Below are 21,880 nucleotides of genomic sequence, written 5' to 3'. Positions count from 1 at the left end.
ACATGGCAAAACACAGCAAAAACATTCCCCAGCGCGGCCTGCGCGTTGCCGACCAGATCCAGAAAGACCTGTCGGAACTGATCGCGTTCGAACTGAAAGACCCGCGCGTGGGCATGGTCACGCTGACCGAAGTCCAGCTCACCCCGGATTACGCGCACGCGAAGATCTACTTCACCCTGCTGAAAGACAGCAAGGAAGAAGTCAAGCTGACGCTCGACGGCCTGAACAAGGCGTCCGGCTACCTGCGCAACATGCTCGGCAAGCGCCTGCACATCCACACGCTGCCGTCGCTGCACTTCGTGCACGACACCTCGACTTCGCGCGGCCTGCAGATGTCGGCCCTGATCGACCAGGCGAATGCCGTGCGCGCGGCCGACTTCGATGACGGCACCGCACCAGCCGCACCCGACGCCGACGACGACAGCAAGTGAACGCCCGCCCTCCGAAAAAGCCGCGCGACCTCGTCGACGGCGTGCTCCTGCTCGACAAGCCGGTCGGTTTGTCCTCGAACGATGCGCTAATCAAGGCCAAGCGCGTGATGAACGCGAAAAAGGCCGGCCATACCGGCACCCTCGACCCGTTTGCCACCGGCCTGTTGCCGCTGTGCTTCGGCGAGGCGACCAAGTTCTCGCAGGACTTGCTGGAAGCGGACAAGACCTACGAGGCGACGGTTCACCTCGGCATCACGACGAACACCGGCGATACCGAGGGCGAGGCCATCGAGACCCGTGCGGTCGACGTGACGCTCGATGCGATCGAAGCGGCGCTGGCGCGTTTCCGCGGCCCGATCCTGCAGGTGCCGCCGATGTACTCGGCCCTGAAGCGCGACGGCAAGGCGCTGTACGAATATGCGCGCGAAGGCATTGTGCTGGAGCGCGAGGCGCGGCCGGTGACCATCCACGCGCTGGAGCTGATTGCGTATGAAGCACCAATGCTTCGGATCCGTGTTACCTGCAGCAAGGGAACGTATGTGCGCGTGCTCGGCGAGGACATCGGCGCGGCGCTCGGCACCGGCGCGCACCTGAATGCGCTGCGCCGGATCCAGGTCGGGGCGCTCACGCTCGATGGCATGATCACGCTGGAAGCCTTGCAGGCACATGCTGATCCGCGTTCGCTGCTGGCCCCGGTCGATGCCTTGCTGTCGACCTTCCCTGCGGTGGAATTAACGCCTGAATTGGCCAAGCGCTTCCTGAACGGCCAGCGCCTGGCGCTCGGCAAGGAAGCGGTGACGGTGCCGCCGGAGCAGGGCAGGGTACGCGTGTACCACGAGGGCAAGTTGCTGGGGACGGCGAACTTGCAGGAGTGGTCCATCCTGGCGCCGGAGCGCCTGATCGCTGCACAGCACTGATTAATTCCATTAGGAAATCGGGACGGTTGCTGATCCGTAGCCATCCCGAAACCGCAAAAACCCTTGAAATCCCGGCAAGCTATTGAAAACGCGGGGCTTTTTCATTGATACGTCACATCCGCGTGCTATACTAGTCGGTTTCCGAAATTGGCAGCACCGTACACATCCGTACATCACGCAAATCCACGCTGAAATCACATGTCAAATACCAAACGCGCAATTCGTAATATTGCAATCATCGCCCACGTTGACCACGGCAAGACCACCCTGGTCGACCAGCTGCTGCGCCAGTCCGGCACCTTCCGTGAGAACCAGGCCGTGGACACCCGCGTGATGGACTCGAACGACCTCGAAAAAGAACGCGGCATTACCATTCTGTCGAAGAACTGCGCGGTCGAGTACGAAGGCACCCACATCAACATCGTCGACACCCCGGGCCACGCCGACTTCGGCGGTGAAGTGGAACGTGTTCTGTCGATGGTCGACTCGGTGCTGCTGCTGGTCGATGCGCAGGAAGGCCCGATGCCGCAGACCCGCTTCGTGACCCGCAAGGCGCTAGCCCTGGGCCTGAAGCCTATCGTCGTCGTCAACAAGGTCGACCGTCCGGGCGCGCGCGCCGACTGGGCCATCAACCAGACCTTCGAACTGTTCGACAAGCTGGGCGCCAACGACGAGCAGCTCGACTTCCCGATCGTCTACGCCTCGGGCCTGAACGGCTACGCCGGCCTGACCGAAGACGTGCGCGACGGCGACATGAAGCCGCTGTTCGACGCCATCCTGAAGTACGTGCCTGTGCGCGACGACAATCCGGACGGCCCGCTGCAGATGCAGATCACCTCGCTGGACTACTCCTCGTACGTCGGCAAGATCGGCATTGGCCGCGTCAACCGTGGCCGCGTCAAGACCGGCCAGGACGTCGTGGTCATGAACGGCCCTGATTCGACCCCGATCCGCGGCCGCATCAACCAGGTGCTGAACTTCAAGGGCCTGGAGCGCGTGCTGGTCGACGAAGCCGTCGCCGGCGACATCTGCCTGATCAACGGTATCGAAGAAATCGGCATCGGTTCGACCGTCTGCGCCGCCGATGTGCCGGAAGCCCTGCCGATGCTGACCGTCGACGAGCCGACCCTGACCATGAACTTCATGGTCAACAACTCGCCGCTGGCCGGCCGCGAAGGCAAGTTCGTCACCAGCCGCCAGCTGCGCGAGCGTCTCGAGCGCGAACTGAAGGCCAACGTGGCCCTGCGCGTGTCGCCGACCGACGACGACACCACCTTCGAAGTGTCGGGCCGCGGCGAGCTGCACCTGACGATTCTGCTGGAAAACATGCGTCGTGAAGGCTTCGAGCTGGCCGTGTCGCGTCCGCGCGTCGTGTACAAGATGGTCGATGGCGTGCGCCACGAGCCGTACGAAAACCTGACCGTCGACGTCGAAGAAGCCAACCAGGGCGGCGTGATGGAAGAACTGGGCCGCCGCCGTGGCGACCTGCAGAACATGGAATCGGACGGCAAGGGCCGTGTTCGTCTGGAATACCTGATCCCGGCACGCGGCCTGATCGGCTTCCAGGGCGAATTCATGACCCTGACCCGCGGCACCGGCCTGATGAGCCACGTGTTCCACGAGTACGCACCGGTCGACAACACCAAGGGCGAACTGGCTGGCCGCCGTAACGGCGTGCTGATCTCGCAGGACGACGGCGCCGCCGTGGCCTACGCGATCTGGAAACTGCAAGACCGCGGCCGTATGTTCGTCGAGCACAACACCCCGGTGTACGAGGGCATGATCATCGGCATCCACTCGCGCGACAACGACCTGGTCGTGAACCCGATCAAGGGCAAGCAGCTGACCAACGTGCGTTCGTCGGGTACCGACGAAGCCGTGCGCCTGGTGCCGCCGATCCAGATGTCGCTCGAATACGCGGTCGAGTTCATCGAGGACGACGAGCTGGTCGAGATCACCCCGAAATCGATCCGCCTGCGCAAGCGCTACCTGAAGGAACACGAGCGCAAGAAGGCATCGCGCGAAGGCGCATAATAGGAAACTGAAGCGGAAACTGAAGCGGACCCCAGGTCCGCTTCCGCGCCGATGTATCCGAAGAACCCGCTGCTCGCAGCGGGTTTTTTTTATGCCCATGCGGCGCACACGCCAGAGTGCCCGCGCCCATGCCTTTCGATGCCCGGCCAGCACCCGCTCAGCGCTGGTGCTGGCGCATGCGCCGCCGGCGCACCCCTGCCACGGCCAGCACGCCCGGCAGCAGCATCAGCGCCATGCCCGGTTCCGGCACCGCGCTGACCAGGTCGAGCCGCACCGAGCTGCACTCGAAGTCGCGGCAGGCGTTGGCGACGATCTGGCCCAGGTCGTTGATGCCCGAGGCGCCGCCGATCACCCAGCCCGAGGCCGGATCGATGAGCGTGTTCAGGTCGATCAGCTCGCCACCGAAGGAGATGTAGCCGACGGTCGGACCGTCCCAGGTGGAGGCGCTGCCGACAAAGGCGCCGCGCTCGTTGATGTCGGCCACGTCGAGGTTCAGGCCGCCGAAGGAGCCGACGTCGCGCATGACCCCGTTCTCGAAGACAAAGACGTGCAGGCCGCCGCCCTCGGCTTCGCTGTAGCCGGCGATGCGGCCGGCGTTGTTGATCACGCGCGCGGAATTGTTTTCGCGGTCGGCCAGGGTGCCGAGGTCGGTCAGCCTGCCGTTCTTGTACAGGAAGGGGTGGAAGGGCGCGTGCAGCTCGGGATTGATGTTCGATTCGCCGACGATCTTGCCGTGGTCGTTGATGTCCCAGGCGATGCCGACGTCGCCGGTGCCGAGGTTGCCGAGCTTGGTAAAGCTGCCGCCGCGGTACAGGAAGCCGGTGTAGCCGCCAGTGATGCTGAGCTGGCCGACCACATCGCCGCGGTTGTTGATGTTGACGGCGTTGGCAGCCGCACCAAGGTCGACCAGGCTGCCGCCGCTGTACAGGAAGCTGTGGAATTCGCCCGACGCGGTGGAGGCGCTGCCGATGACTTGCCCGGCGTCGTTGAGGGCGCGCGCATAGCTGAAGCTGCCGCCAAGGCCGCCCAGCTCGGTAATGGTGCCGCCGGCGTACAGCGCGGCATAGGTGGCGGCGCCGGGTTCGCTCTGGACGTAGCCGGAGATCTGGCCGAGGTTATTGATGTCGTAGGAATTGAACCCCGTGGGCAGGGCGGTGACCGTGTACAGCGGCGCCGCCTGTCCCTGCAGCGGGGCGAACAGGATGGGCAGCAGCGCCAGGGCGTACAGATATTTGCGTAAGAGCATGATAGACCTCACGGGTGAATGCACTGAAGGTTGATCGATGGCAAGGCGGACGAACGCTGCTGCCGAGATCAACGATAAGCGACGCGGCCGGCGCCACAACTGAGCCATATCAGAAGCAGACGGGGCGTGCGGCCTTGACAGGCCCGGGCATATTGCCGGCCTCAGCCTATGAAGTGGGTCACGCCCAGCGGCAGCAGCAGGGCGCCGATGCCGAGCACGCCGTACAGGAAGAACAGCGGCGCGCCCTGCGAGATGGCAAAGGCGACAAAGGCCTCGCGCGCGCTGCCCCCGCGCAGCCGCGGCAGCAGGGCCAGCGCCAGCAGGGCGGCCAGGCAACCGGTGCCGACGCCGGCGGCGAGCGGGCGCCAGTCCGGGTGCGCGACGGCGCCCACGCCGTACAGCGCGAGCGGCACCAGCAAGCCGGCCAGCAGGCACAGGTTCGCGGTCCGGATCGCGGCGCGGTAATCGCGCAGGAGGGCATCGGGAGACTTGCCCGGCATGCCGGTCGGGACCCATGGCTTCCAGGCACGCACGATCAGCACCGCCACGGCCGCGCCGGCCAGGCCGCCCAGGATGGGCCTTATCGTCGAGAAGTCCATGGTCGTCCTCGCAAAGAGACCCGGCCATTCTTTCACCGGAATCGTGCACGATCAATGTCGCCTGCATGAACGGCGATCTCATCGGTGCGCGGCGCCCCGGCGGGCGTTGTTAAGATGGACACATGCGCATCCTCTGGACTTACCTCAAGCCGCACTGGCGCCTGGGCCTGCTCGCCCTGCTGCTGGCCGGCATCAGCCAGGTGCTGGCCCTGGTCGACCCCATCATCTTCGGCAAGATCATCGACGGCGTGACCAGCCGCCGCCCCGACGACACCGAACTCGTTGCACGCGTGCTGCGCCTGCTCGGCCTGGCCGTGCTGGTGGCCGTGCTGTCGCGCCTGGCCAAGGCCCTGCAGGAATACGTGACCCGGCTGGTGGTGCAAAAGCTGGGCGTGGCGATCTTCAACGACGGCCTGCGGCACCTGTTGAGACTGAAGTTTCAGGAATTCGAGGACCTGCGCAGCGGCGAGATGCTGGCCCTGCTGCAAAAGGTGCGCGCCGACAGCGAGCGCTTCATCAATACCTTCATCAACACGGCGTTTGCCGCCCTGGTCGGGGTGGGCTTTTTGATCTGGTATGCGGTGACGAAACACTGGCTGCTGGTGCCGGTATTCCTGGTCGGCGTGCTGGTGCTGGGCGGCCTGACCGGCCTGCTCAGCCGCGAGATCAAGACCCAGCAGCGCTCGATCGTGCGCGAGACCAACCGCAACTCCGGCTTCATTACCGAGTCGCTGAGGAATATCGAGCTGATCAAGAGCCTGGGCCTGACTTTCCCGGAAATCCGGCGCCTGCGCAGCCAGACCGACGCCATTTTCGCGCTCGAGATGCAGAAGGTGAAGCGGATCCGCCTGCTGTCTTTCCTGCAGGGCTCGACCCTGAGCCTGCTGCGGCTGGCGATCCTGTTCGCGCTCCTGTGGCTGATCTTCCGCGACGTGCTCAGTACGGGCGAGCTGATCGCCATGCAATTCATCTCGGTTGCCATCTTCACGCCCTTGCAGGAGCTGGGCAACATCATCCTGGCGCACCGCGAAGCCGAGGCCTCGCTGATGAACTTCAAGAACCTGATCGACAAGCCGATCGAACGCCGCCCGCCCGACCCGGTCGAGATCGGTCCGCTGGTCGAGCTGCGCTTCCAGGACGTGCGCTTTCGCCACAAGGGGGCGCAGGAAGATGCGCTGGGGGGCGTTTCCTTCGACGCCAGGCTGGGCCAGACGATTGCCTTTGTCGGGCCTTCCGGCTCGGGCAAGTCGACCCTGGTGAAACTGCTGGTCGGCCTGTACACGCCGAACGAGGGCGAGGTGTTCTATAACGGCGTGGCTACCACGGCCTTGCGCTACAACCGGGTGCGGCGCCAGATCGGCTTCGTGACCCAGGAAACCTATCTGTTCGCCGGCACCATCCGCGACAACATCCGCTTCGTGGCGCCCGACGCCAGCGACGAGGAGATCGTGGCGGCGATGCGCGCGGCGTCCTGCGCCTACCTGCTGGAGCGCTCGTCCGAGGGCCTGGACACGGTGATCGGCGAGCGCGGCATGAAGCTGTCGGGCGGCGAGAAGCAGCGCCTGTCGATCGCGCGCGCCCTGGTGCGCCAGCCGGCTTTATTGATCTTCGACGAGGCGACGTCCGCCCTCGATTCGCTGACCGAGGAGCAGATCACGAACACGGTGCGCGAGATTTCCGCGCGCGCCACCCAGATCACGATCCTGATCGCGCACCGCCTGTCGACGGTAATGCACGCCGATACGATTTTCGTGCTGGAGAAGGGGCGGATCGTCGAGAGCGGCACGCATGGCGAGCTGCTCGCGTTCAAGGGACTGTATTACGCGATGTGGCGCCAGCAGATCGGGGAGCGGCCGGCGCCGGTTGACGAAGGCGTCGAATAGCGATCGTCGTGCCGGATCAGCCCCTGGCCCGGGTCTTGACCATCTCGCTCATTCCCTCGAAATACTTGATGAAATTAAAGAGCGAGAAATTGCGCTTGTATTGCTGCGCGAAATCGCGGCACAGCGCCCGATGGGCCTCGGGCGACTGCATCACGCGTTCCGCCCGGTCGCGCAATCCGCCAGGCGTGCCGTCGAAGAACAAATTGCCGTAGTCGGCGGCCAGGAAGGTCTCGTACGACCAGTTCGATCCCATCAGGAAGCCCGACCCATTGCCCATGGCCCGGACGGTGCGGTCGTGCAGGGAATCATGGATCGGCGCCGCATCGAGAATGCCGTAGCGCGACGCATACTGGAAAGCATTGTCCGACATCGCGTCGAACGAGAGATATTCGTGACGCGGATTCTGCCTGCGCTCGAACCGCTCCCAGCCCCGCCCGTAGATCTTCAGCGGCACATCCTCGAGCTCGTTGATGACGTGCTCGGAGACCGTATTTCGATGAATCTTGTCGAGCAGCATATGGAGGTGGACGCGCACCACCAGCTCCTCGTTCTCCAGGTCCTCGCACAGGATGGCCATCGACTCCGCATCGAGCATGCCGTCGATGATGTCGTGATGGTTGTTGCGATTGCCGTTCCTGAATTCGCCGATGATCGCGTCCGCCGCGCCGAGCAGGAAGCGCGCCACCGGGCGGTCCGGCGCCGCGCGCCAGTTTGCCAGGGTCGACTCGACATCATCGATGTTCTTGGGGAAGACGAAGAAATCGCCCTCGAAGCGGCCCTGGACGCCATCGGTAAACGACACCGGTGGCGGGAAGAAGCTGGCACCGCTCCTGCGCGGCAGGAACCGGTTGGCGAACATGGCGAACGACGCCGTGCTGTAGATATGCTCGACCCAGGGCGACATGGCCTTGTGATTGCCCGGCATGTGGCATGGATGGTCGCCGTGATAGCACAGCACCGGCACCTGCAGCCGGTCCCAGAGGGTGGTGGGATCGGCGTCGGTCGCGCCGATGTCCAGGCCGATACCCTGCCACGAGATGACGAAATCGATCCCCTCGTCGTTGACGCGCGCCATCTCCTGCATGAACGAATCGTCGAGGTTGACGACGTGCGTCGGGCGCCCCATGCGTTCGAACGCCTGCTTCATGCACGCGCTGAAATAGGTGAAGGGATCGTTTTCTCCCCCCCGCCAGTTAATGATTACAATGCTCATGGTTGTACGAGATAGAGTGGGGGGAAGTGCACATGCCGGCGATGCGCAAGAACGAGATGTTGCTCCCGCTATTCTAGATGAAGGGAGACTGCGGATGCAATCAGGCATCTGCCGGCTCTGCAAACGCAGGACACCCACGGGTTATGACGGTTCAGGCATGAAAATCCTCCTGTTCGGAAAAGACGGCCAGGTCGGCTGGGAGCTGCAACGCGCGCTCGCACCGCTCGGCAGCTTGCGCGCGCTGGGCCGCGCCGACGCCGATTTCGCCCATCCGGAAACGCTGCGCGCGCCGATCGCCGCCTTCGGCCCGGACGTGATCGTCAACGCCGCCGCGTACACGGCCGTCGACAAGGCCGAGGGCGACGCCGCCACCGCTCACCGTGTGAATGCGCTGGCCCCGGGCGTGCTGGCCGAGGAGGCCGCGGCCTGCGGCGCCTGGCTCGTGCATTACTCGACCGACTATGTGTTCGACGGCGCGAAAGAGGGCGCGTATGTCGAAGGCGACGCGACCAACCCCCTGTCCGTCTATGGCCGCACCAAGTGCGAGGGCGAAGAGCGCATCCGCGCCAGCGGCGCGCGGCACCTGATCCTGCGCACCAGCTGGGTCTTCTCTGCACGTGGCGGCAATTTCGCCAAAACCATACTGCGCCTGGCGCAGGAACGCGACAGCCTCCAGGTCGTTGCCGACCAGCATGGCGCGCCCACCGGCGCCGACCTGATCGCCGACGCCACCGCGCTGGCGCTGCACAGCCTGCGCGATGCGGGCCCGGCGGCGCGCGCCCTGTCGGGCACCTACCATCTCGCGGCAGCCGGCGCGACCACCTGGCACGGCTACGCGCAGCACCTGCTGGCCGAGGCGCTCGCCCGCGGCGCGGAACTGAAGGCAGGGCCGGAATCGGTGCTGCCGGTGCTTGCTCGCGACTGGCCGGCGCCGGCCGCGCGCCCGCGCAACTCGCGCCTCGACACGCACCTATTCGAAGCCAGCTTCGGCCTGCAAATGCCGGACTGGCGCGCGCATGTCGATCGCCTGGTCGCCGGGCTGGCCAGCGCCGGCCGGGATGAAGCGCACGGTGCGCAGCGAATTGACCGTGTTTTCCCGTCCTGCTCTCCTTATAGCCACAAGGCAACACAAGCGATAATCCCGGTTCCCATGGCACGTGGCGCGGACAAACAATCATGAACGACGATCAACCCATCTACGTCACCCAACCGTCTCTCCCTCCGCTGGAGGATTTCTATCCTTACCTGGAGCAGATCTGGGAAAACAAGATCCTGACGAATGGCGGTCCGTTTCACCAGCAGCTCGAGCGCGCCCTGTGCGAGTACCTTGGCGTCGATCATCTTGCCTTGTTCAGCAACGGAACCATTGCCCTGGTGACCGCGTTGCAGGCGATGCGGGTGACCGGCGAGGTCATCACGACCCCGTATTCTTTCGTTGCAACGGCGCACTCGCTGCTCTGGAACGGCATCAAGCCCGTGTTCGTCGACATCGATCCAAAAACGCTCAATCTCGACCCCGCACGGATCGAAGCCGCGATTACGCCGCAGACCACGGCCATCATGCCCGTCCATTGCTACGGCAACCCGTGCGATGTCGATGCCATCCAACGCATCGCGGACAACTACAACCTGAAGGTCATCTACGATGCCGCCCATGCATTCGGTGTGCAGCGGCATGATGGAAGCGTGCTCAAGCACGGCGACTTGTCGGTGCTGAGCTTTCACGCCACCAAGGTCTTCAATACCTTCGAGGGGGGCGCCATCGTCTGCCCCGACGCCAAGACGAAGACGCGTATCGATCACCTGAAGAATTTCGGTTTTGTCGACGAATTGACGGTTGTCGCGCCTGGCATCAACGGCAAGATGAGCGAAATCAATGCTGCGTTCGGCATGCTCCAGCTCAAGAGCGTTGACCGTGCCATTGCGCGCCGCGCGGAAATCGACCGCATGTACCGTGAGATGCTGGCGCATGTCCCCGGCATACGGTGCCTGGCCGACGCCGGGCAAACCGTGTCGAATTACTCGTATTTCCCGATTCTCGTCGAACCCGGCTATGCGCTCGACCGGGACGGCCTGTATGACAAGCTGAAAACGCAGGGCATCTACGCCCGGCGCTATTTCTACCCGCTGATTACCGATTTCCCGATGTACCGCGGCATGCCGTCTGCGCAGCCGGGCAATTTGCCGGTGGCGGCCAGCATGGCGCGCCAGGTCCTGTGCCTGCCGATTTATCCGAACCTGCCGGATGAAGGCGTGCGCCGCGTGGTCGATGTCATTGCGGGGGGCGGCTGATGCGGCTCGCCATCATGCAGCCCTATCTGTTTCCCTACCTGGGGTATTTCCAGCTTGCGGCGTCCGTCGACAAATTCGTCTTTTATGACGACGTGAATTTCATCAAGAATGGCTGGATCAACCGCAACCGGCTGTACCTGGGCGGGGCGGTGCGTTATTTCACCATTCCACTTGCCGGCGCCAGCCCCTTCCTGAAGATCAGGCAGATCGCGGTACAGCCCGGCACAGCGTGGAAGAAGAAAATGCTCGAGAGCGTAAGGCATGCGTATTCGAAAGCGCCTTACTTCAAGACGGCAAACGACCTGCTCCAGGCGACGCTCGATTCCGGAGAAACGTCGATCGCCGCCATCGCACGCACGAGCGTGCGCATGGTGTGCGCCTATGCGGGCCTGGACACGCAATTCGTCGAGTCGTCGGCCATCTACGGGAACGAGCAGTTGTCGGGTGCGGCGCGCGTGGTGGATATCTGCCGGCGTGAAAAGGCGAGCGACTATTTCAATCCACCCGGTGGCCGCGAACTCTACAGCGAAGACGTTTTTGCCGCCGCGGGCATCCGGCTGCATTTCGTCCAGCCCCGCCTGAACGCATACAGGCAGTTTGCCGCCGAATTCCAACCGGGCCTGTCGATACTCGATGCGCTGATGTTCAACGACGCACGCGCCGTACGCGAGCTGGTCCAGGCGGGGAGGGCGGCGTGAGCGAGAACGCCATCGGCGGCTATTTCGAACTCGAGCTGCCGCCGCCCCGTGCGCTTCCCTTTCCGCAGGCGCATCGCTACCAGTCGGCGCGGTCGGCCTTCCTGGCCCTGCTCAGGGTCGGCAAGCCCCGGCGCGTATGGATGCCGCGCTATCTCTGCGATTCGATGTACGCCGCCTTGCGCGAAGCCGGCGTCGAGGCCGTGCCGTACGCGATCGACGAAGGGTTCGAGGTCGCCACCGCCATCGACCTGCAGGCTGCCGACTGGTTGTATTACGTCGATTATTTCGGCGTGTGCGGCGATGTCGTCGCGCGCCTGCTGACGCGGTTCAATCCCGGGCAGGTGGTACTGGATCATTGCCAGGCGTTCTTTGCGCCGCCGCGGCCCTGTCTTGCCGTCATCTACTCGCCGCGCAAGTTTTTCGGTGTGCCCGATGGCGGACTGGTCGTCACGGACTTGCCCCTGGAAGCGCCCGCTGTCCAGGATCAGCTGTCCAGACAGCGTGTAGAGGCGCAGCTGGAACGCCTGGCCGTGTCGCCGGAATCCGGTTACCAATCTTACGTGCGGAGTGAAGCTTCCCTGGCGGACCTGGAGCCGCGCCGCATGTCGCTGCTGACGGGGCGTATCCTTGCCACCGTCGATTTCGCCTCGGTGCGGGAGCGCAGGAACCGGAATTTCCGTTACCTGCACGAGCGGCTCGGCCACCTGAACCGGCTTGCGCTCGATCCGGCGCGCATCGACGGGCCGCTGTGTTATCCGCTGCTGGTCGACGCCGAAGGACTGCGCGCGGCGCTGATTGCCCAGCGGGTTTTCGTGGCTACCTACTGGCCCGATGTACTCGAACAGGCCGATGCCGGCAGTACCGAAGCGCGCCTCGTGCGGCAGCTGTTGCCGCTGCCGTGCGACCAGCGCTACGACGAATCCGACATGGCGCGCATCGTTGCGCTCTGCACGCAGTTCGTAAACCGATAATGCAAGCACCCAAGGAGACCACGTGAATATCCACGGAAAAATCGTCAAGCTGCGCGCCCCGGAAAACGAGGACATGCCGCGGCTGCATCGCTGGAGCAACGATCCCGAGGTATGGAATATGCTGGGCGGATGGCACTTTCCCTTCTCGAGCCGTTCGACCGAGGAGTGGATCCGCTCGCGCAAGGACGGTAACCTTACCGACCACGTCCTGTGCATCGACACGCCCGACGAAGGCATCATCGGCACGGCCAATCTCATCAATATCGACTGGAAAAACAGGACGGCCTTCCACGGGATGATGATCGGCGAGGCGAATCTGCGCGGCCGGGGCTATGCCCGCGATACCGTCTTCGCCATCATGCGGTATGCCTTCATGGAGCTCGGCCTGAACCGGCTCGATGGCGACATGATCGCGTATAACCACCGCTCGATCCGGTTCTACCTGGAGAAATGCGGCTGGAAAGAAGAGGGCGTGCGCAGGAAATGGTATTTCCGCGATGGGCAATATCACGACAAGATCATTGTCGGCGTGACCCGCGAGGATTACCTCGAGCTCGTCGCAAAAACCGGGTATTGGGACTGAACCGGCCGCAGCACCGGACACCATAGCTGTGTACAATACCGGACCCTGACGCCGGCATCCTCGGCGTCCCCATTCGTTTTCCCCACATGACTCTCGAAACAATCCCCGCGCAGGTGCCGGGCCGCCGCCTGTCGGTCGCCCCCATGATGGACTGGACAGATGAGGCATGTTCTTCATAGGAGGATTTGCTATTTCGTAGCATTTTTGTAGCAATGAATTTTCTGCTCTGCTACGTTAGCGGCGTATAGGAACGTAGCAATCCTAGTAAGGAAGTTGCGGGAACTATTTCAGGCGTACAATAAAAGTCCGATCATCCCTCCATTCTGGCAAATGGCTTTTCTGGACTTCCTCGAAAAAAACTGGGACTGGCTTAACGCTAAGCCATGGGCTGCAGCAACGTTTGCTGTCATATTCCTCAGCATGGGCTGGGCAGGTGCGCGGATATTCGACAAGATCAAGAGCTTCTTTGAAGCCCGGAATAGCTCAATACAGAACCTGCCTTCGGCCACGATTACCTATCCGCCCGCTGGAAACTATGGCAAGAACATCTTGGCGAATTCTGTGAAGGATGTGCATGTGGACGAGCGGGTGTCCATGCGAGCGGAGATTCCTCCTGGTACTCGACTTCACATTGAGCTGAAAGGGCCACGCCGTGAGGGGCAGACTGGCATGGGTGCTTGGTTCATTACTCTGCCGTACATGAACTGGATAAAACGTGATTACCACGACAACGATAGCGCCAGGCAGAATTTCGATGCAGAGTCGGGCGTGGCTGAGCTGCAGATGTGGTTTGCTTGGGTGGGCGAGGTAGAGATTTCCGCCATTGAAGGCTCGTCGCCGACACCCAGCTGGAGTAAAACGATTCGTGTCCACCCTTTGGTGTAGGAGGTGGTGGCCTGGACAGCTTATCGGGGGCGTAGCAGTCTGTCGCGAAGTATGCGCTCAACGGCATCGCCGAGCGTCATATCCTTGAATTTGATGTATTTCGCGAGCGCCTGCTGAACCTCCTGAGAAACTACTACCTGAGGCAGCAGCGTCTTGCCTGCTGCCTCTAGTTTCGCAAGTCGTCGAGCTTGTCTCTCGGAACCAGTGAGTGCTTTCCCTGTCGGTTTTCTTCCTCGCTTGCTCGGGCTAGGCTTAGGCTCTGCGCCATCTTTAATCGTCCCCATGCTAGTTACTCCCCCAAGGAATTTATGTGAACATTCACGATTTTTCTGTGGGCTTCTTTCCAGCCGCCCTGAGCTCGTCAACGTAAGCGGCCACATCTCGGATGTCAGCATGCAGAGGATCGCCGGCCATCGGGATAGGGAAGGTGTTTGCGGAACGATGGTTATATGCCGTCTTGATCGACATGCCGATCGCGCTGCATACCTCTTTAAGGGTCAAGCGTGGCTTGTTGTAAATCGACAAGAGCATGAATTCGGTTTGCATTTTGAAACTCGTCTTTGTGTTGGCAGATCCGACCAAGGCTGTGTCCCGGCCGGCTTCGATCAGGCGTTTTAAATTTCCAAGATGACGCGGTGCCCGATCCCGATCTTTCCTGGCGTGGGGTGCGGCTGGTACCAGCAGAGGTAGCGCACGCCATCGTTGGCGCGCATCCAGCACTTACCGTCGTAGGTGCCGGATGGATAGCTGCTGGAATACTCGGGTAGGCCGGCGATCTGGCGCCGCGTCAGAAGCACATGCTTGTCATCCATCGGTGCCTCACGGATGTCGCTTGGCTGACGCCAGTGGCGACCCAGCGGGTCGGTCATTGCCGGGATCATGCAGCACCGCCGTTCGCCGTCCAGTTGGTCATCGGGCTGGCCACGCTCAGTTGCTCGTGATCCCGCACACCGGCTTCGAGCAGGTCCGCAGTCGCCATACATGAGGGACAGTCGCAAAGTTGCCCGCCACATTCGCACTGCACGTAGTCGGCCACATCGAGGATGTCGATCTGTGGCCTGGCTTTGAAGCGAGGTACGCGCAGACAACCTTGGCATAAGCAGCGATAGGTAAGCGGCGTAGCGTGCAGCAGCGCTTTCGACAGCAGCCAGCTTTCACCAGCATCCATGGCGGCGAAGAAGGCCTCGAGTTCGGCGGGGCCTTCTGCTGCTGGGAAATCGGCACTTGCGGTTACCTTGCCAGCTTTTACCAGCTGCAACTCCCAGCCGCCCCCGTTGGTAGCGTCGCGTGCACCAACCGCATACGCGTAATGCGCCATGGTTGGGTGAGCTTTGCCTTCCATCACGCGGCCTCCTGGGGGTTGATCAGCTGCGGCGCCGGCGCCGGCGTGCTCGAGTTGAAGCCCGCCATGTCGAGCTCGTGCAGGAGGTAGTTGCGGAAGGACTCCACACCGCCGCATGCAATCTCATGCAGGATCGCGTGGTAGAACTCTTTGTTTCGTGCTGGGGGGACGTCGATCACGGTGAAGCGGCGGGAACCCATGGGAGTGCAGAAGTCGTCCGCCTGACTCAGGTAAATGAAGTTGAGCGTGTTTGGAATCGTGCGCGATGCTCGTCCTTTCGAATGGATGTCGATCTCTGGCGCCGTCATGTAGCGCTTCATCCACATGGCATCGGTCTCCGAGAAGCGGCCGTCAACGATGACCAGCCCGCCGTCGCTGGCCCAATCATTAAAGACGTTCTGCAGCTGACGTGCCTGGATTAACGGCACTTCGTTGTCGAACAGTTGAGCTACCACGTAACGAAGGAACAGGCTTTTCCCAGAGCTGTGGCCGCCGTTAAGGACGACCGCGGTCGACATGTGGGCGCTTGGCGTGCGCAGCTGATAGGCGAGCCATCGAAGAACCCAAATGCGCATGGCCTCATCGTGGTCACAAAGGTGGTCCAGTAATCCAAGGATGTTGCCGCAAGGGGCGGGGCGCATGTCGGCAACGGCGGTCAGCTCGAGCAAGGACTTCCGGAAGATTGCGGCAGCAGAAGCAAGGGATGCAGTCCACTTGCGAATAGAGCCGTTGAATTGTTCGGTATTAATTTTGATGGTGAAGTTCTTCATGGGTTCGTTCTCGTTTGGGAAGTGGTTGGTTTTCCGGAAATCAGGGGCGCCACCAGTTCGCCGATGTCGGCCTGCTCGACTGGGCGATAGATGCCTCCATACGGTGCGTAGCCAAGCTGCGCGGCTGCTTCGCTGAAGGCTGCGGTCAATTCGTCAGTTCCGCGCATGATGATTACGCTCGCCAGATCGTTGATCTGATCCGGATTAGCCCTGATGAAGTCGAGCAGCTGGTCCGGCTGCAGCTTCGCCAGGTCGGGGGTGACGTCCTCGGTCTTTACCGGCTCTGCATTAGCGGCGGCCGCCTTCTTGGCCTTCTGCTGCGCTGCTGGCTTTTTCTTCTTGTTGGCCTTGGCCTTCGCCTCAGCGTCAACCCCCGCGCGGATCTTCTTCGCGTCGACGTCGGTGCGAGCCGCGAACGCGAGCATATTGGTGGGTTCCGACTTGGGATCGGTATAGGTGTGGACGTCGATTTCAAGGCACAGCGAGCAGTCACGGATGAATTGATTCAGCTGGGCTGGGGTGAACGCGTCGACGGCTTTCCTCACGTTCTCGCGGTATGGATGGGCGATCGTTTCTTCAGTCCAGCCGTAAAGCTCCATCAGGAACTTTTTCGAGGCCATTCCCCCTGGGAGGTTGCCGAACATCTGGGTAGCGATAAGGCGTAAATCCACGTCGACCAGGTTCATCATCAGCGAGGCGTCATGCGTTGCGCGCAGCAGGCGCTTGCGGTATTCGCGCTCGAGCTTTGCAGCCGCTTCCATTGCCCGTTCGCGCGCGCTACTCGAGGTGTCTTTGCCTGGCACCTTGATACCTTTCGCTTCGAGGGCGGCTTGTACGAGGTCCAACTGGACTACGTGATGCAAGGCCTGTTCGCGTGGGTCCTCGAGAAGCGTAGTGGGTGGCAGCGCATCGCCCAAAACGTCACGGAATGTCTGGAACTCGCCGTTAAAGTAATGGCGATGATCGACGGCTACAAACCCACCCTTCAGGTTGCTGATATAGCCGTGCGGCATGACCCTCTTTGCCGCTTCCCCCGATAGGACCGCTATGCCGGCATTTGCCGCCTGCAGCTTTGCTCGCTCATGGTGAAGCTCGCCTTTTTTCTTGAAGCAAACGGGGTCTGTGCAGACGTCTGCACTTACATCCACGAAGACTTCTGGCTGATTGCCAGCGCGCTTGGGGCACGCACCACACGGGCCAGCCGCCGGCATCAAGCTACCGTCTGCGATGTCGAAAACTGCCCTTTTGAGGTCGAGCATGTAGTTGCGCTCGATGTGCTGTGCAGCTGCTCGGTAGGACAGTGTGCCGTCCCAGCGACCCGTGATCTCCAGCAGGCACTTCTCTTGCAGCGCTTTTACTGGGATGCGCGCGATCAGCAGCGCGATCGACGCCGAGATCTTGTTCTCGAAGAATTCGTCGCGAGCCAGGTTGGTTAGGGCGCACAGCTTCAGCCGGCCGTAGATGTACGAGCGGCTTTTGTTGACCTCCTCGGCCAGCTCGTCGGCGTTGTACCCGTGCTGCTGCATCAGCAGTTGGTAGCCTTCAGCTTCCTCGATCGGATGCGGGTCTTCACGCTGCAGGTTCTCGAGGATGCGGATCTTGGCGGCGTCCAGGTCGCTCAGGCTGCGGCACAGTGCCGGGATCGTGGTCATGCCTGCGATGATCGATGCGCGGTAACGCCGCTCGCCGGCGACGATCTCGTATTCCTCCGGTGCCTCTTGGGTCGGAGTGACCGGGCGAATCAGGATCGGCTGCGCGACGCCCATTGCCTTGATGCTGGCGGCCAGCTCCTGCAGCGCGAGTTCATTGAAGCGCTTGCGATTGTCGGGAGACCGCCGCAGGCGCGCCAGTTCGTACAAGCCATAAACGCCCTGGTCGGTGACGAGCTCGTCGACAACAATGGCCGAGGCGGCCGGCGCCAGTGTAGTGATAGCGGCGTTGGTCATGCGTGCTCCATGCGCGGTTTCCGCGCGCGCTTCGGTGGCGCGCCAGCAGGGGCTGGATTGACGGTGAAGAAGCCAATATCAAACTCAGCCCGTGGCATGCGGATGTGTACGAGCCAACCAGTGAATCCTGGCTTGGGCTGCAGTGGTGCCCGAACAGGCTCAGCAACCTCGATACCGCGCGAGCGCATCAGCTCAAAAACCTTGGGAAGCTCGAGGCGACGGCCATCCGTGGAAACCTGCTCTGCCGAGCATGCGTGAGTGGCGCAAAACGAATTCAAAGCGGCCAGGTCGCGTGCAGCTTCAAGCGCGCAGTGCAGTTCTCCGGTTCCTAAACGTGGGGCGGTAGTCATGCCGGCCTCACTGAAATGCTGTAGATACGATCGCCCTGTTCTTCAGCTGCAGAGTCGTAGGCCAACGCAGCTGATGGTGCGATGGCGTAGTACATCTGCGGTTGTCCGCCTGTTCGAACTGTTACGTGAAAGCGCCGCATACTGCCTCCTATGTGGGAAGTGATAACGGCTCAATATTACTAAACGGTAATGAGAATAGTCAACACCATTTGGTAATATTCGGGGTAATGCGGGAGCTTGAGGGAAAAAAAAGCCGACGATACAACGCCGGCGTACAGTGAAAAAATGTCATCTACTGTATATTCATACAGTAATTTTGGTGTAGGATATTACACACACGTAATATTGCGCGTGTAGGACGCAGGTGGCGACGTGGAAGAGTATTTCAAAGAAATGAAGGAGGCGCTCCGGGCAATGACTCCGGAGGCACGTAAGGAGATGCTAAAACTGGCTAGGGCAATGGCTACCCGTTATCCCGCCCAGGCGCAGCCTGTACTACGACTGGTGAGCGGAACCCGTTCCTAGTTCATTGTCGGCTGCAGAAGCTGCGGCAAGCTCGACAAGGCCTTTTCCGGTGTCGCCGGCTTGGCGATAGTGCGTCAGCAGTTCCAGCTCGCGTTGCGACACGTACACCAGAGCCATCCATTGCGGCTCTACTGTTTCGACTATCCTCAGCCTGGCCCCTTGCTCGAGCTTTTCAGGTTCGCCTACCTTCGTGGGTGCTGGCCTATCAATGGGAGTGTCGAGCCAGCCTATAGGGAGGTTTGACTTCGCCTCCAGCTTTCTGGCCTTCCTTTCCCCAAACGATTTTTTGGTGCGAAGTAGGGCTGAAATCTCCCCCTGGTTCTCGCCCGTTTCGTCGATGTACCTGGCTTGCGACCCCTCGTATCGCTCGTCTATCAGCTGCGCTAATCGCGCGCGCCGGATGTCTTGAATTTCCATAACTCCAATTGTCCTAGCCGATTACCAAAGAGTAAATCACCAAATGGTATTGACTTCCTTCATTACCGTTTAGTAATATGCTTGCCCATGGACAAACTACTTCGATTCCTCAACGCCCTAGGCAAGTCTGAAAGGGCTGCATTTTGTGCAGATTGCGGCACGAGTGAGCAATACCTGCGCAAAGCCATCAGCGTCCAGCAGCGTCTAGGTGCCGATCTCTGCATCAAGATCGATAAAGCATCCAGGGGAGAAATTCTCTGTGAAGACCTGCGCCCGGACATCGACTGGGCCTATCTCCGTGGCCCGTTGTTCCTAGGTGAATCGGTCAATCCTGAGGCGTCTAGCGATGTCGGCGCATAGGCCAGCTGGATCAGTTCCCGCAGGTGTGGCGGCACGTCTCGTCGCACGGCAAAGCGCTCCGCGTCGGCTACGGCTATGGCGTCCTTCACATCAATCACCTTCCAGCACTGACGATCTTCAGTACAAGGGCCGCCAGCGATTTGGAAGGCAATCAGGACTTCTCTGCCACCGCGCACACGTGCGTAGAAGTGGGGTTCGAGCGTGCGGACGAAGCCGTTGTCAATCCATCGCACCAGGTGCTGTTGCTGGACCGCTCTGATGAGTGCGGTTGATGTCATGGTTTCTTATGTTTTTGTAATGTTGCCGAACTATAACGCTCACGCGATGTTGGCAAAACCAAAATAAAACGGGGGAGTGTATGGATCTGCGTAATGCAAAGCTAAAGATGATTGCGGCGGCGCCAGGAGGGTGGGATGTGGCGGCCACGTACCTGGGCCTGACCGTTGCCGCTCTGCGCAACCGCGCCTACGAGGTGAAGGGCCAAGTTTTGACCGACGAGCACAGTCTGGCGCTGCAGCGGCTTTCTGGCACGACGTTCTACGCTGAAGCGATCGCCGCAGCATCTGGCGGGATGTTCGTCCAGCTGCCCGACGACCCGCTTTGCGACGACGTCGACCTGATGAAAAAATTCCAAGACCTTTATGCCGAACTCGGCACTTTCTCCAGTCATTTTAGGGAGGCTGTCGAGGACGACAACATCGACAGCCGTGAGCGTGCTCTGCTCGAAGAGGATGCTGCACGAATGCAAAGGGTAATCGGCGAGTTGGTTAAGTTGATGGTGCATGTCTATGCGCCGCACTCCGGCCAGGAAGGCACGTGATGAAATTCCGTGAACTGTCCGAGTTTGCTATGCCCGTACGAACCACCGTCGGGCCGGCGCCGGCAACGGCTCCCCTGTCCCCCCGGCACCGTACGCCAGTCCGGGTCATTCGCCCTGGCGCCTTTGAATACCGCGACATCCCGTCCCGCTATGCGGACGAGCGCGTCGCCTACAAGAGCAGTATCACATTGGAGTGCAAGGATAAGCGCGGATGAGCAGCAGCGAGCAAGTCGTAGCACAGATGGCCGAGTATGGCATGCCTCCACTGCCGGCCGGCCATCCGAAAATGAACGGAAAGTTCCAGCGCTTTGGGCCGGAAAAGAAGGGATGGTACATCCTCCGCGAGCTGACGCTTGATAGCGGCCGTACCGTGGTTACCGGCGCCTTCGGGTTCTTCCAAGGTGAGAATCGCAACACGGTGCCGGTCAAGATCGACACCGAGGCAATGTCGGACGGCGAGCGCCAAGAGTACGTGCGGCGCCAGCGCGATGTGGAGAGGGCTGAGGAAGAGAAGCGTCAAGAAGAGGCCCGCTTGGCGGCTAACCGCGCTCGCGACCAGTGGCGCAAGGCGGAGGGCATACCGCTCGTCCACCCTTACCTTGACCGTAAACAGGTTGCGGCCGAGGGGTTGCGCGTGGGCCAGGACGGCAAACTGCTGATCCCGTTAGTGCGGGATGGCCAACTGCTCGGGCTGCAGAAGATCGACCCCACCGGCGATAAGAAGCTGAACAAGGGAATGGATGCGGTCGGCGTCATGCACGCTCTCGGCCATCTCGAGCGCGCGTCTGTCATCGCCGTTGGCGAAGGTTACGCGACGTGCAAAACCGCGAGGGACTCAGTCGCACCTGGCTACGATCTGCCGGTGGTGGTCGCTCTCAATGCCGGCAACATCTTGGCCGTGGCGCGGTGGCTGCGCAAGCGCTACCCGGAAGCGCACCTGCTCTTCCTGGCTGACGACGACTACCTCCTGGTCGAGCGGTTCGCCAAGTACCTGCTCGATGAATTCAAGATCTCGGCGGCAGTGCCGATCGACGAGGCGACGCATCGCGTGACGGCCGACGATGGCCAAGTTGTGGAAGTGATGGCGCGGTGGCGCACGGATGCCCAGGGCATTTCCTTCATTGACACGGACGTTCGCAAGGGTAGGGCGGTCCGCACCCCGAAGTTCTCTAACGCCGGGTTGGCCAGCTGCCATTCTGCCGCGAAGGCGGTCGGGAATGCCTCCGTCGCCAAGCCGTTGTTTGCGATCGACCGCGGCGGTCGTAAGCTGACGGACTTCAATGACCTGCAGATCGAGGAGGGGATCGACCAGGTCGCGGCGCAGATCGGTCTTGCTCTCCTCGCTGCGCAGCAGCGTAAGACGGACCTCCCCACTCTTCCCGCGCAAGCGGCCGAGGTGGTTCTGCAGCCTGGGTCAATCCTTTCCCTCGCTGCGGAGCAGCGCAATACGGACATCCCCGCCCCCTCCGCGCAAGCGGCCAAGGTAGCGCCGCAGCCTGCGACCACCCTTTCCCTCGCTGCGGAGCAGCGCAATACGGACATCCCCGCCCCCTCCGCGCAAGCGGCCAAGGTAGCGCCGCAGCCTGCGACCACCCTTT

At 61.8% G+C, this 21,880-nt stretch carries 22 protein-coding genes and 1 pseudogene; 13 read left to right on the top strand and 10 right to left on the bottom strand.

Annotated elements, in window-relative coordinates:
* The first annotated feature begins 2 nt into the window (after positions 1 to 2).
* The 3 genes from rbfA to typA all read left to right on the top strand — a co-directional run bounded on the left by rbfA (position 3) and on the right by typA (position 3,382).
* On the top strand, positions 3 to 431 hold the full coding sequence (gene rbfA, locus LK540_RS13490; protein ID WP_229437812.1) for a 30S ribosome-binding factor RbfA: 429 nt from the start codon (positions 3 to 5) through the stop codon (positions 429 to 431).
* Positions 428 to 1,348 carry a tRNA pseudouridine(55) synthase TruB gene (truB, locus tag LK540_RS13485; RefSeq protein WP_229437811.1) on the top strand — a complete coding sequence of 307 codons (921 nt, stop codon included), beginning with the start codon at positions 428 to 430 and terminating at the stop codon, positions 1,346 to 1,348. Before rbfA ends, truB begins: the two co-directional genes overlap by 4 nt.
* 198 nt (positions 1,349 to 1,546) lie before the next feature.
* Positions 1,547 to 3,382 carry a translational GTPase TypA gene (gene typA / locus LK540_RS13480; RefSeq protein ID WP_229437810.1) on the top strand — a complete coding sequence of 612 codons (1,836 nt, stop codon included), beginning with the start codon at positions 1,547 to 1,549 and terminating at the stop codon, positions 3,380 to 3,382.
* Positions 3,383 to 3,539: 157 nt separating this feature from the next.
* Here the strand turns inward: typA and LK540_RS13475 are convergent, their stop codons facing one another.
* The gene (locus LK540_RS13475) at positions 3,540 to 4,628 is read right to left on the bottom strand and encodes a hypothetical protein (protein WP_229437809.1); all 1,089 of its coding nucleotides are present in this window, start codon (positions 4,626 to 4,628) and stop codon (positions 3,540 to 3,542) included.
* A 161-nt stretch (positions 4,629 to 4,789) separates the two neighbouring features.
* Complete coding sequence (locus LK540_RS13470; protein ID WP_229437808.1) at positions 4,790 to 5,227, bottom strand: hypothetical protein; 438 nt, start codon at positions 5,225 to 5,227, stop codon at positions 4,790 to 4,792.
* A gap of 122 nt (positions 5,228 to 5,349) precedes the next feature.
* On the opposite strand from LK540_RS13470, the gene LK540_RS13465 reads away from it, so the two are divergent.
* On the top strand, positions 5,350 to 7,110 hold the full coding sequence (locus LK540_RS13465; protein WP_229437807.1) for an ABC transporter ATP-binding protein: 1,761 nt from the start codon (positions 5,350 to 5,352) through the stop codon (positions 7,108 to 7,110).
* 16 nt (positions 7,111 to 7,126) lie between these two features.
* Here LK540_RS13465 and LK540_RS13460 read toward each other — a convergent pair whose 3' ends face one another.
* On the bottom strand, positions 7,127 to 8,323 hold the full coding sequence (locus tag LK540_RS13460; protein WP_229437806.1) for a hypothetical protein: 1,197 nt from the start codon (positions 8,321 to 8,323) through the stop codon (positions 7,127 to 7,129).
* A 157-nt stretch (positions 8,324 to 8,480) separates the two neighbouring features.
* Here LK540_RS13460 and rfbD point away from each other — a divergent pair, with 157 nt between their 5' ends.
* From rfbD to LK540_RS13430, 6 genes are all read left to right on the top strand, one after another.
* Positions 8,481 to 9,503, top strand: coding sequence for a dTDP-4-dehydrorhamnose reductase (gene rfbD / locus LK540_RS13455; RefSeq protein WP_229437805.1), 1,023 nt, complete (start codon positions 8,481 to 8,483; stop codon positions 9,501 to 9,503).
* Positions 9,500 to 10,615: a DegT/DnrJ/EryC1/StrS aminotransferase family protein gene (locus LK540_RS13450; protein WP_229437804.1), complete on the top strand. Its 1,116-nt coding sequence runs from the start codon at positions 9,500 to 9,502 to the stop codon at positions 10,613 to 10,615. The genes rfbD and LK540_RS13450 overlap by 4 nt, the downstream gene beginning before the upstream one ends.
* Positions 10,615 to 11,313 (top strand): WbqC family protein, encoded by a 699-nt coding sequence (locus LK540_RS13445; protein ID WP_229437803.1) that lies wholly within the window; start codon positions 10,615 to 10,617, stop codon positions 11,311 to 11,313. The genes LK540_RS13450 and LK540_RS13445 overlap by 1 nt, the downstream gene beginning before the upstream one ends.
* Positions 11,310 to 12,284: a hypothetical protein gene (locus LK540_RS13440; protein WP_229437802.1), complete on the top strand. Its 975-nt coding sequence runs from the start codon at positions 11,310 to 11,312 to the stop codon at positions 12,282 to 12,284. The genes LK540_RS13445 and LK540_RS13440 overlap by 4 nt, the downstream gene beginning before the upstream one ends.
* 22 nt (positions 12,285 to 12,306) lie before the next feature.
* On the top strand, positions 12,307 to 12,867 hold the full coding sequence (locus tag LK540_RS13435; RefSeq protein ID WP_229437801.1) for a GNAT family N-acetyltransferase: 561 nt from the start codon (positions 12,307 to 12,309) through the stop codon (positions 12,865 to 12,867).
* 330 nt (positions 12,868 to 13,197) lie between these two features.
* A complete protein-coding gene (locus LK540_RS13430) occupies positions 13,198 to 13,752 on the top strand; it encodes a hypothetical protein (protein WP_229437800.1) in 555 nt (184 codons plus the stop codon).
* A 318-nt stretch (positions 13,753 to 14,070) separates the two neighbouring features.
* Here the strand turns inward: LK540_RS13430 and LK540_RS13425 are convergent, their stop codons facing one another.
* From LK540_RS13425 to LK540_RS13395, 7 genes are all read right to left on the bottom strand, one after another.
* Positions 14,071 to 14,298 carry an AlpA family transcriptional regulator gene (locus LK540_RS13425; protein WP_229437799.1) on the bottom strand — a complete coding sequence of 76 codons (228 nt, stop codon included), beginning with the start codon at positions 14,296 to 14,298 and terminating at the stop codon, positions 14,071 to 14,073.
* A gap of 68 nt (positions 14,299 to 14,366) precedes the next feature.
* Positions 14,367 to 14,621, bottom strand: coding sequence for a hypothetical protein (locus LK540_RS13420; protein WP_229437798.1), 255 nt, complete (start codon positions 14,619 to 14,621; stop codon positions 14,367 to 14,369).
* Between the two features lie 8 nt (positions 14,622 to 14,629).
* A complete protein-coding gene (locus LK540_RS13415; protein ID WP_229437797.1) occupies positions 14,630 to 15,094 on the bottom strand; it encodes a hypothetical protein in 465 nt (154 codons plus the stop codon).
* Positions 15,094 to 15,864 (bottom strand): primase-helicase family protein, encoded by a 771-nt coding sequence (locus tag LK540_RS13410; protein WP_229437796.1) that lies wholly within the window; start codon positions 15,862 to 15,864, stop codon positions 15,094 to 15,096. Before LK540_RS13410 ends, LK540_RS13415 begins: the two co-directional genes overlap by 1 nt.
* The gene (locus tag LK540_RS13405; RefSeq protein ID WP_229437795.1) at positions 15,861 to 17,810 is read right to left on the bottom strand and encodes a ParB/RepB/Spo0J family partition protein; all 1,950 of its coding nucleotides are present in this window, start codon (positions 17,808 to 17,810) and stop codon (positions 15,861 to 15,863) included. The genes LK540_RS13410 and LK540_RS13405 overlap by 4 nt, the downstream gene beginning before the upstream one ends.
* Entirely contained in the window at positions 17,807 to 18,160 is a 354-nt protein-coding gene (locus LK540_RS13400; RefSeq protein ID WP_229437794.1) for a hypothetical protein, read from the bottom strand. The genes LK540_RS13405 and LK540_RS13400 overlap by 4 nt, the downstream gene beginning before the upstream one ends.
* A gap of 495 nt (positions 18,161 to 18,655) precedes the next feature.
* Entirely contained in the window at positions 18,656 to 19,102 is a 447-nt protein-coding gene (locus tag LK540_RS13395; protein WP_229437793.1) for a hypothetical protein, read from the bottom strand.
* 87 nt (positions 19,103 to 19,189) lie between these two features.
* On the opposite strand from LK540_RS13395, the gene LK540_RS13390 reads away from it, so the two are divergent.
* The 3 genes and pseudogenes from LK540_RS13390 to LK540_RS13380 form a co-directional block, all read left to right on the top strand.
* Positions 19,190 to 19,462 carry a YdaS family helix-turn-helix protein gene (locus tag LK540_RS13390; protein ID WP_229437792.1) on the top strand — a complete coding sequence of 91 codons (273 nt, stop codon included), beginning with the start codon at positions 19,190 to 19,192 and terminating at the stop codon, positions 19,460 to 19,462.
* Between the two features lie 358 nt (positions 19,463 to 19,820).
* Positions 19,821 to 20,282 carry a YmfL family putative regulatory protein gene (locus LK540_RS13385; RefSeq protein ID WP_229437791.1) on the top strand — a complete coding sequence of 154 codons (462 nt, stop codon included), beginning with the start codon at positions 19,821 to 19,823 and terminating at the stop codon, positions 20,280 to 20,282.
* A 211-nt stretch (positions 20,283 to 20,493) separates the two neighbouring features.
* Positions 20,494 to 21,880, top strand: a pseudogene (locus tag LK540_RS13380) (hypothetical protein); the annotation flags it as partial.

This window comes from Massilia sp. IC2-278, from assembly GCF_020708045.1.
GTDB lineage: Bacteria > Pseudomonadota > Gammaproteobacteria > Burkholderiales > Burkholderiaceae_D > Telluria.
This window is presented reverse-complemented; position numbering and strand designations above follow the sequence as displayed.

What these genes read in the sequence shown, in the direction of transcription:
- LK540_RS13410 (WP_229437796.1), bottom strand. Translation starts at nt 15,864, where the DNA reads ATGAAGAACTTCACCATCAAAATTAATACCGAACAATTCAACGGCTCT.
- LK540_RS13420 (WP_229437798.1), bottom strand. Translation starts at nt 14,621, where the DNA reads ATGACCGACCCGCTGGGTCGCCACTGGCGTCAGCCAAGCGACATCCGT.
- LK540_RS13445 (WP_229437803.1), top strand. Translation starts at nt 10,615, where the DNA reads ATGCGGCTCGCCATCATGCAGCCCTATCTGTTTCCCTACCTGGGGTAT.
- LK540_RS13400 (WP_229437794.1), bottom strand. Translation starts at nt 18,160, where the DNA reads ATGACTACCGCCCCACGTTTAGGAACCGGAGAACTGCACTGCGCGCTT.
- LK540_RS13395 (WP_229437793.1), bottom strand. Translation starts at nt 19,102, where the DNA reads ATGGAAATTCAAGACATCCGGCGCGCGCGATTAGCGCAGCTGATAGAC.
- LK540_RS13415 (WP_229437797.1), bottom strand. Translation starts at nt 15,094, where the DNA reads ATGGAAGGCAAAGCTCACCCAACCATGGCGCATTACGCGTATGCGGTT.
- LK540_RS13460 (WP_229437806.1), bottom strand. Translation starts at nt 8,323, where the DNA reads ATGAGCATTGTAATCATTAACTGGCGGGGGGGAGAAAACGATCCCTTC.
- LK540_RS13430 (WP_229437800.1), top strand. Translation starts at nt 13,198, where the DNA reads ATGGCTTTTCTGGACTTCCTCGAAAAAAACTGGGACTGGCTTAACGCT.
- LK540_RS13385 (WP_229437791.1), top strand. Translation starts at nt 19,821, where the DNA reads ATGGATCTGCGTAATGCAAAGCTAAAGATGATTGCGGCGGCGCCAGGA.
- typA (WP_229437810.1), top strand. Translation starts at nt 1,547, where the DNA reads ATGTCAAATACCAAACGCGCAATTCGTAATATTGCAATCATCGCCCAC.
- LK540_RS13470 (WP_229437808.1), bottom strand. Translation starts at nt 5,227, where the DNA reads ATGGACTTCTCGACGATAAGGCCCATCCTGGGCGGCCTGGCCGGCGCG.
- rbfA (WP_229437812.1), top strand. Translation starts at nt 3, where the DNA reads ATGGCAAAACACAGCAAAAACATTCCCCAGCGCGGCCTGCGCGTTGCC.
- rfbD (WP_229437805.1), top strand. Translation starts at nt 8,481, where the DNA reads ATGAAAATCCTCCTGTTCGGAAAAGACGGCCAGGTCGGCTGGGAGCTG.
- LK540_RS13425 (WP_229437799.1), bottom strand. Translation starts at nt 14,298, where the DNA reads ATGCAAACCGAATTCATGCTCTTGTCGATTTACAACAAGCCACGCTTG.
- LK540_RS13405 (WP_229437795.1), bottom strand. Translation starts at nt 17,810, where the DNA reads ATGACCAACGCCGCTATCACTACACTGGCGCCGGCCGCCTCGGCCATT.
- LK540_RS13475 (WP_229437809.1), bottom strand. Translation starts at nt 4,628, where the DNA reads ATGCTCTTACGCAAATATCTGTACGCCCTGGCGCTGCTGCCCATCCTG.
- LK540_RS13465 (WP_229437807.1), top strand. Translation starts at nt 5,350, where the DNA reads ATGCGCATCCTCTGGACTTACCTCAAGCCGCACTGGCGCCTGGGCCTG.
- LK540_RS13450 (WP_229437804.1), top strand. Translation starts at nt 9,500, where the DNA reads ATGAACGACGATCAACCCATCTACGTCACCCAACCGTCTCTCCCTCCG.
- LK540_RS13390 (WP_229437792.1), top strand. Translation starts at nt 19,190, where the DNA reads ATGGACAAACTACTTCGATTCCTCAACGCCCTAGGCAAGTCTGAAAGG.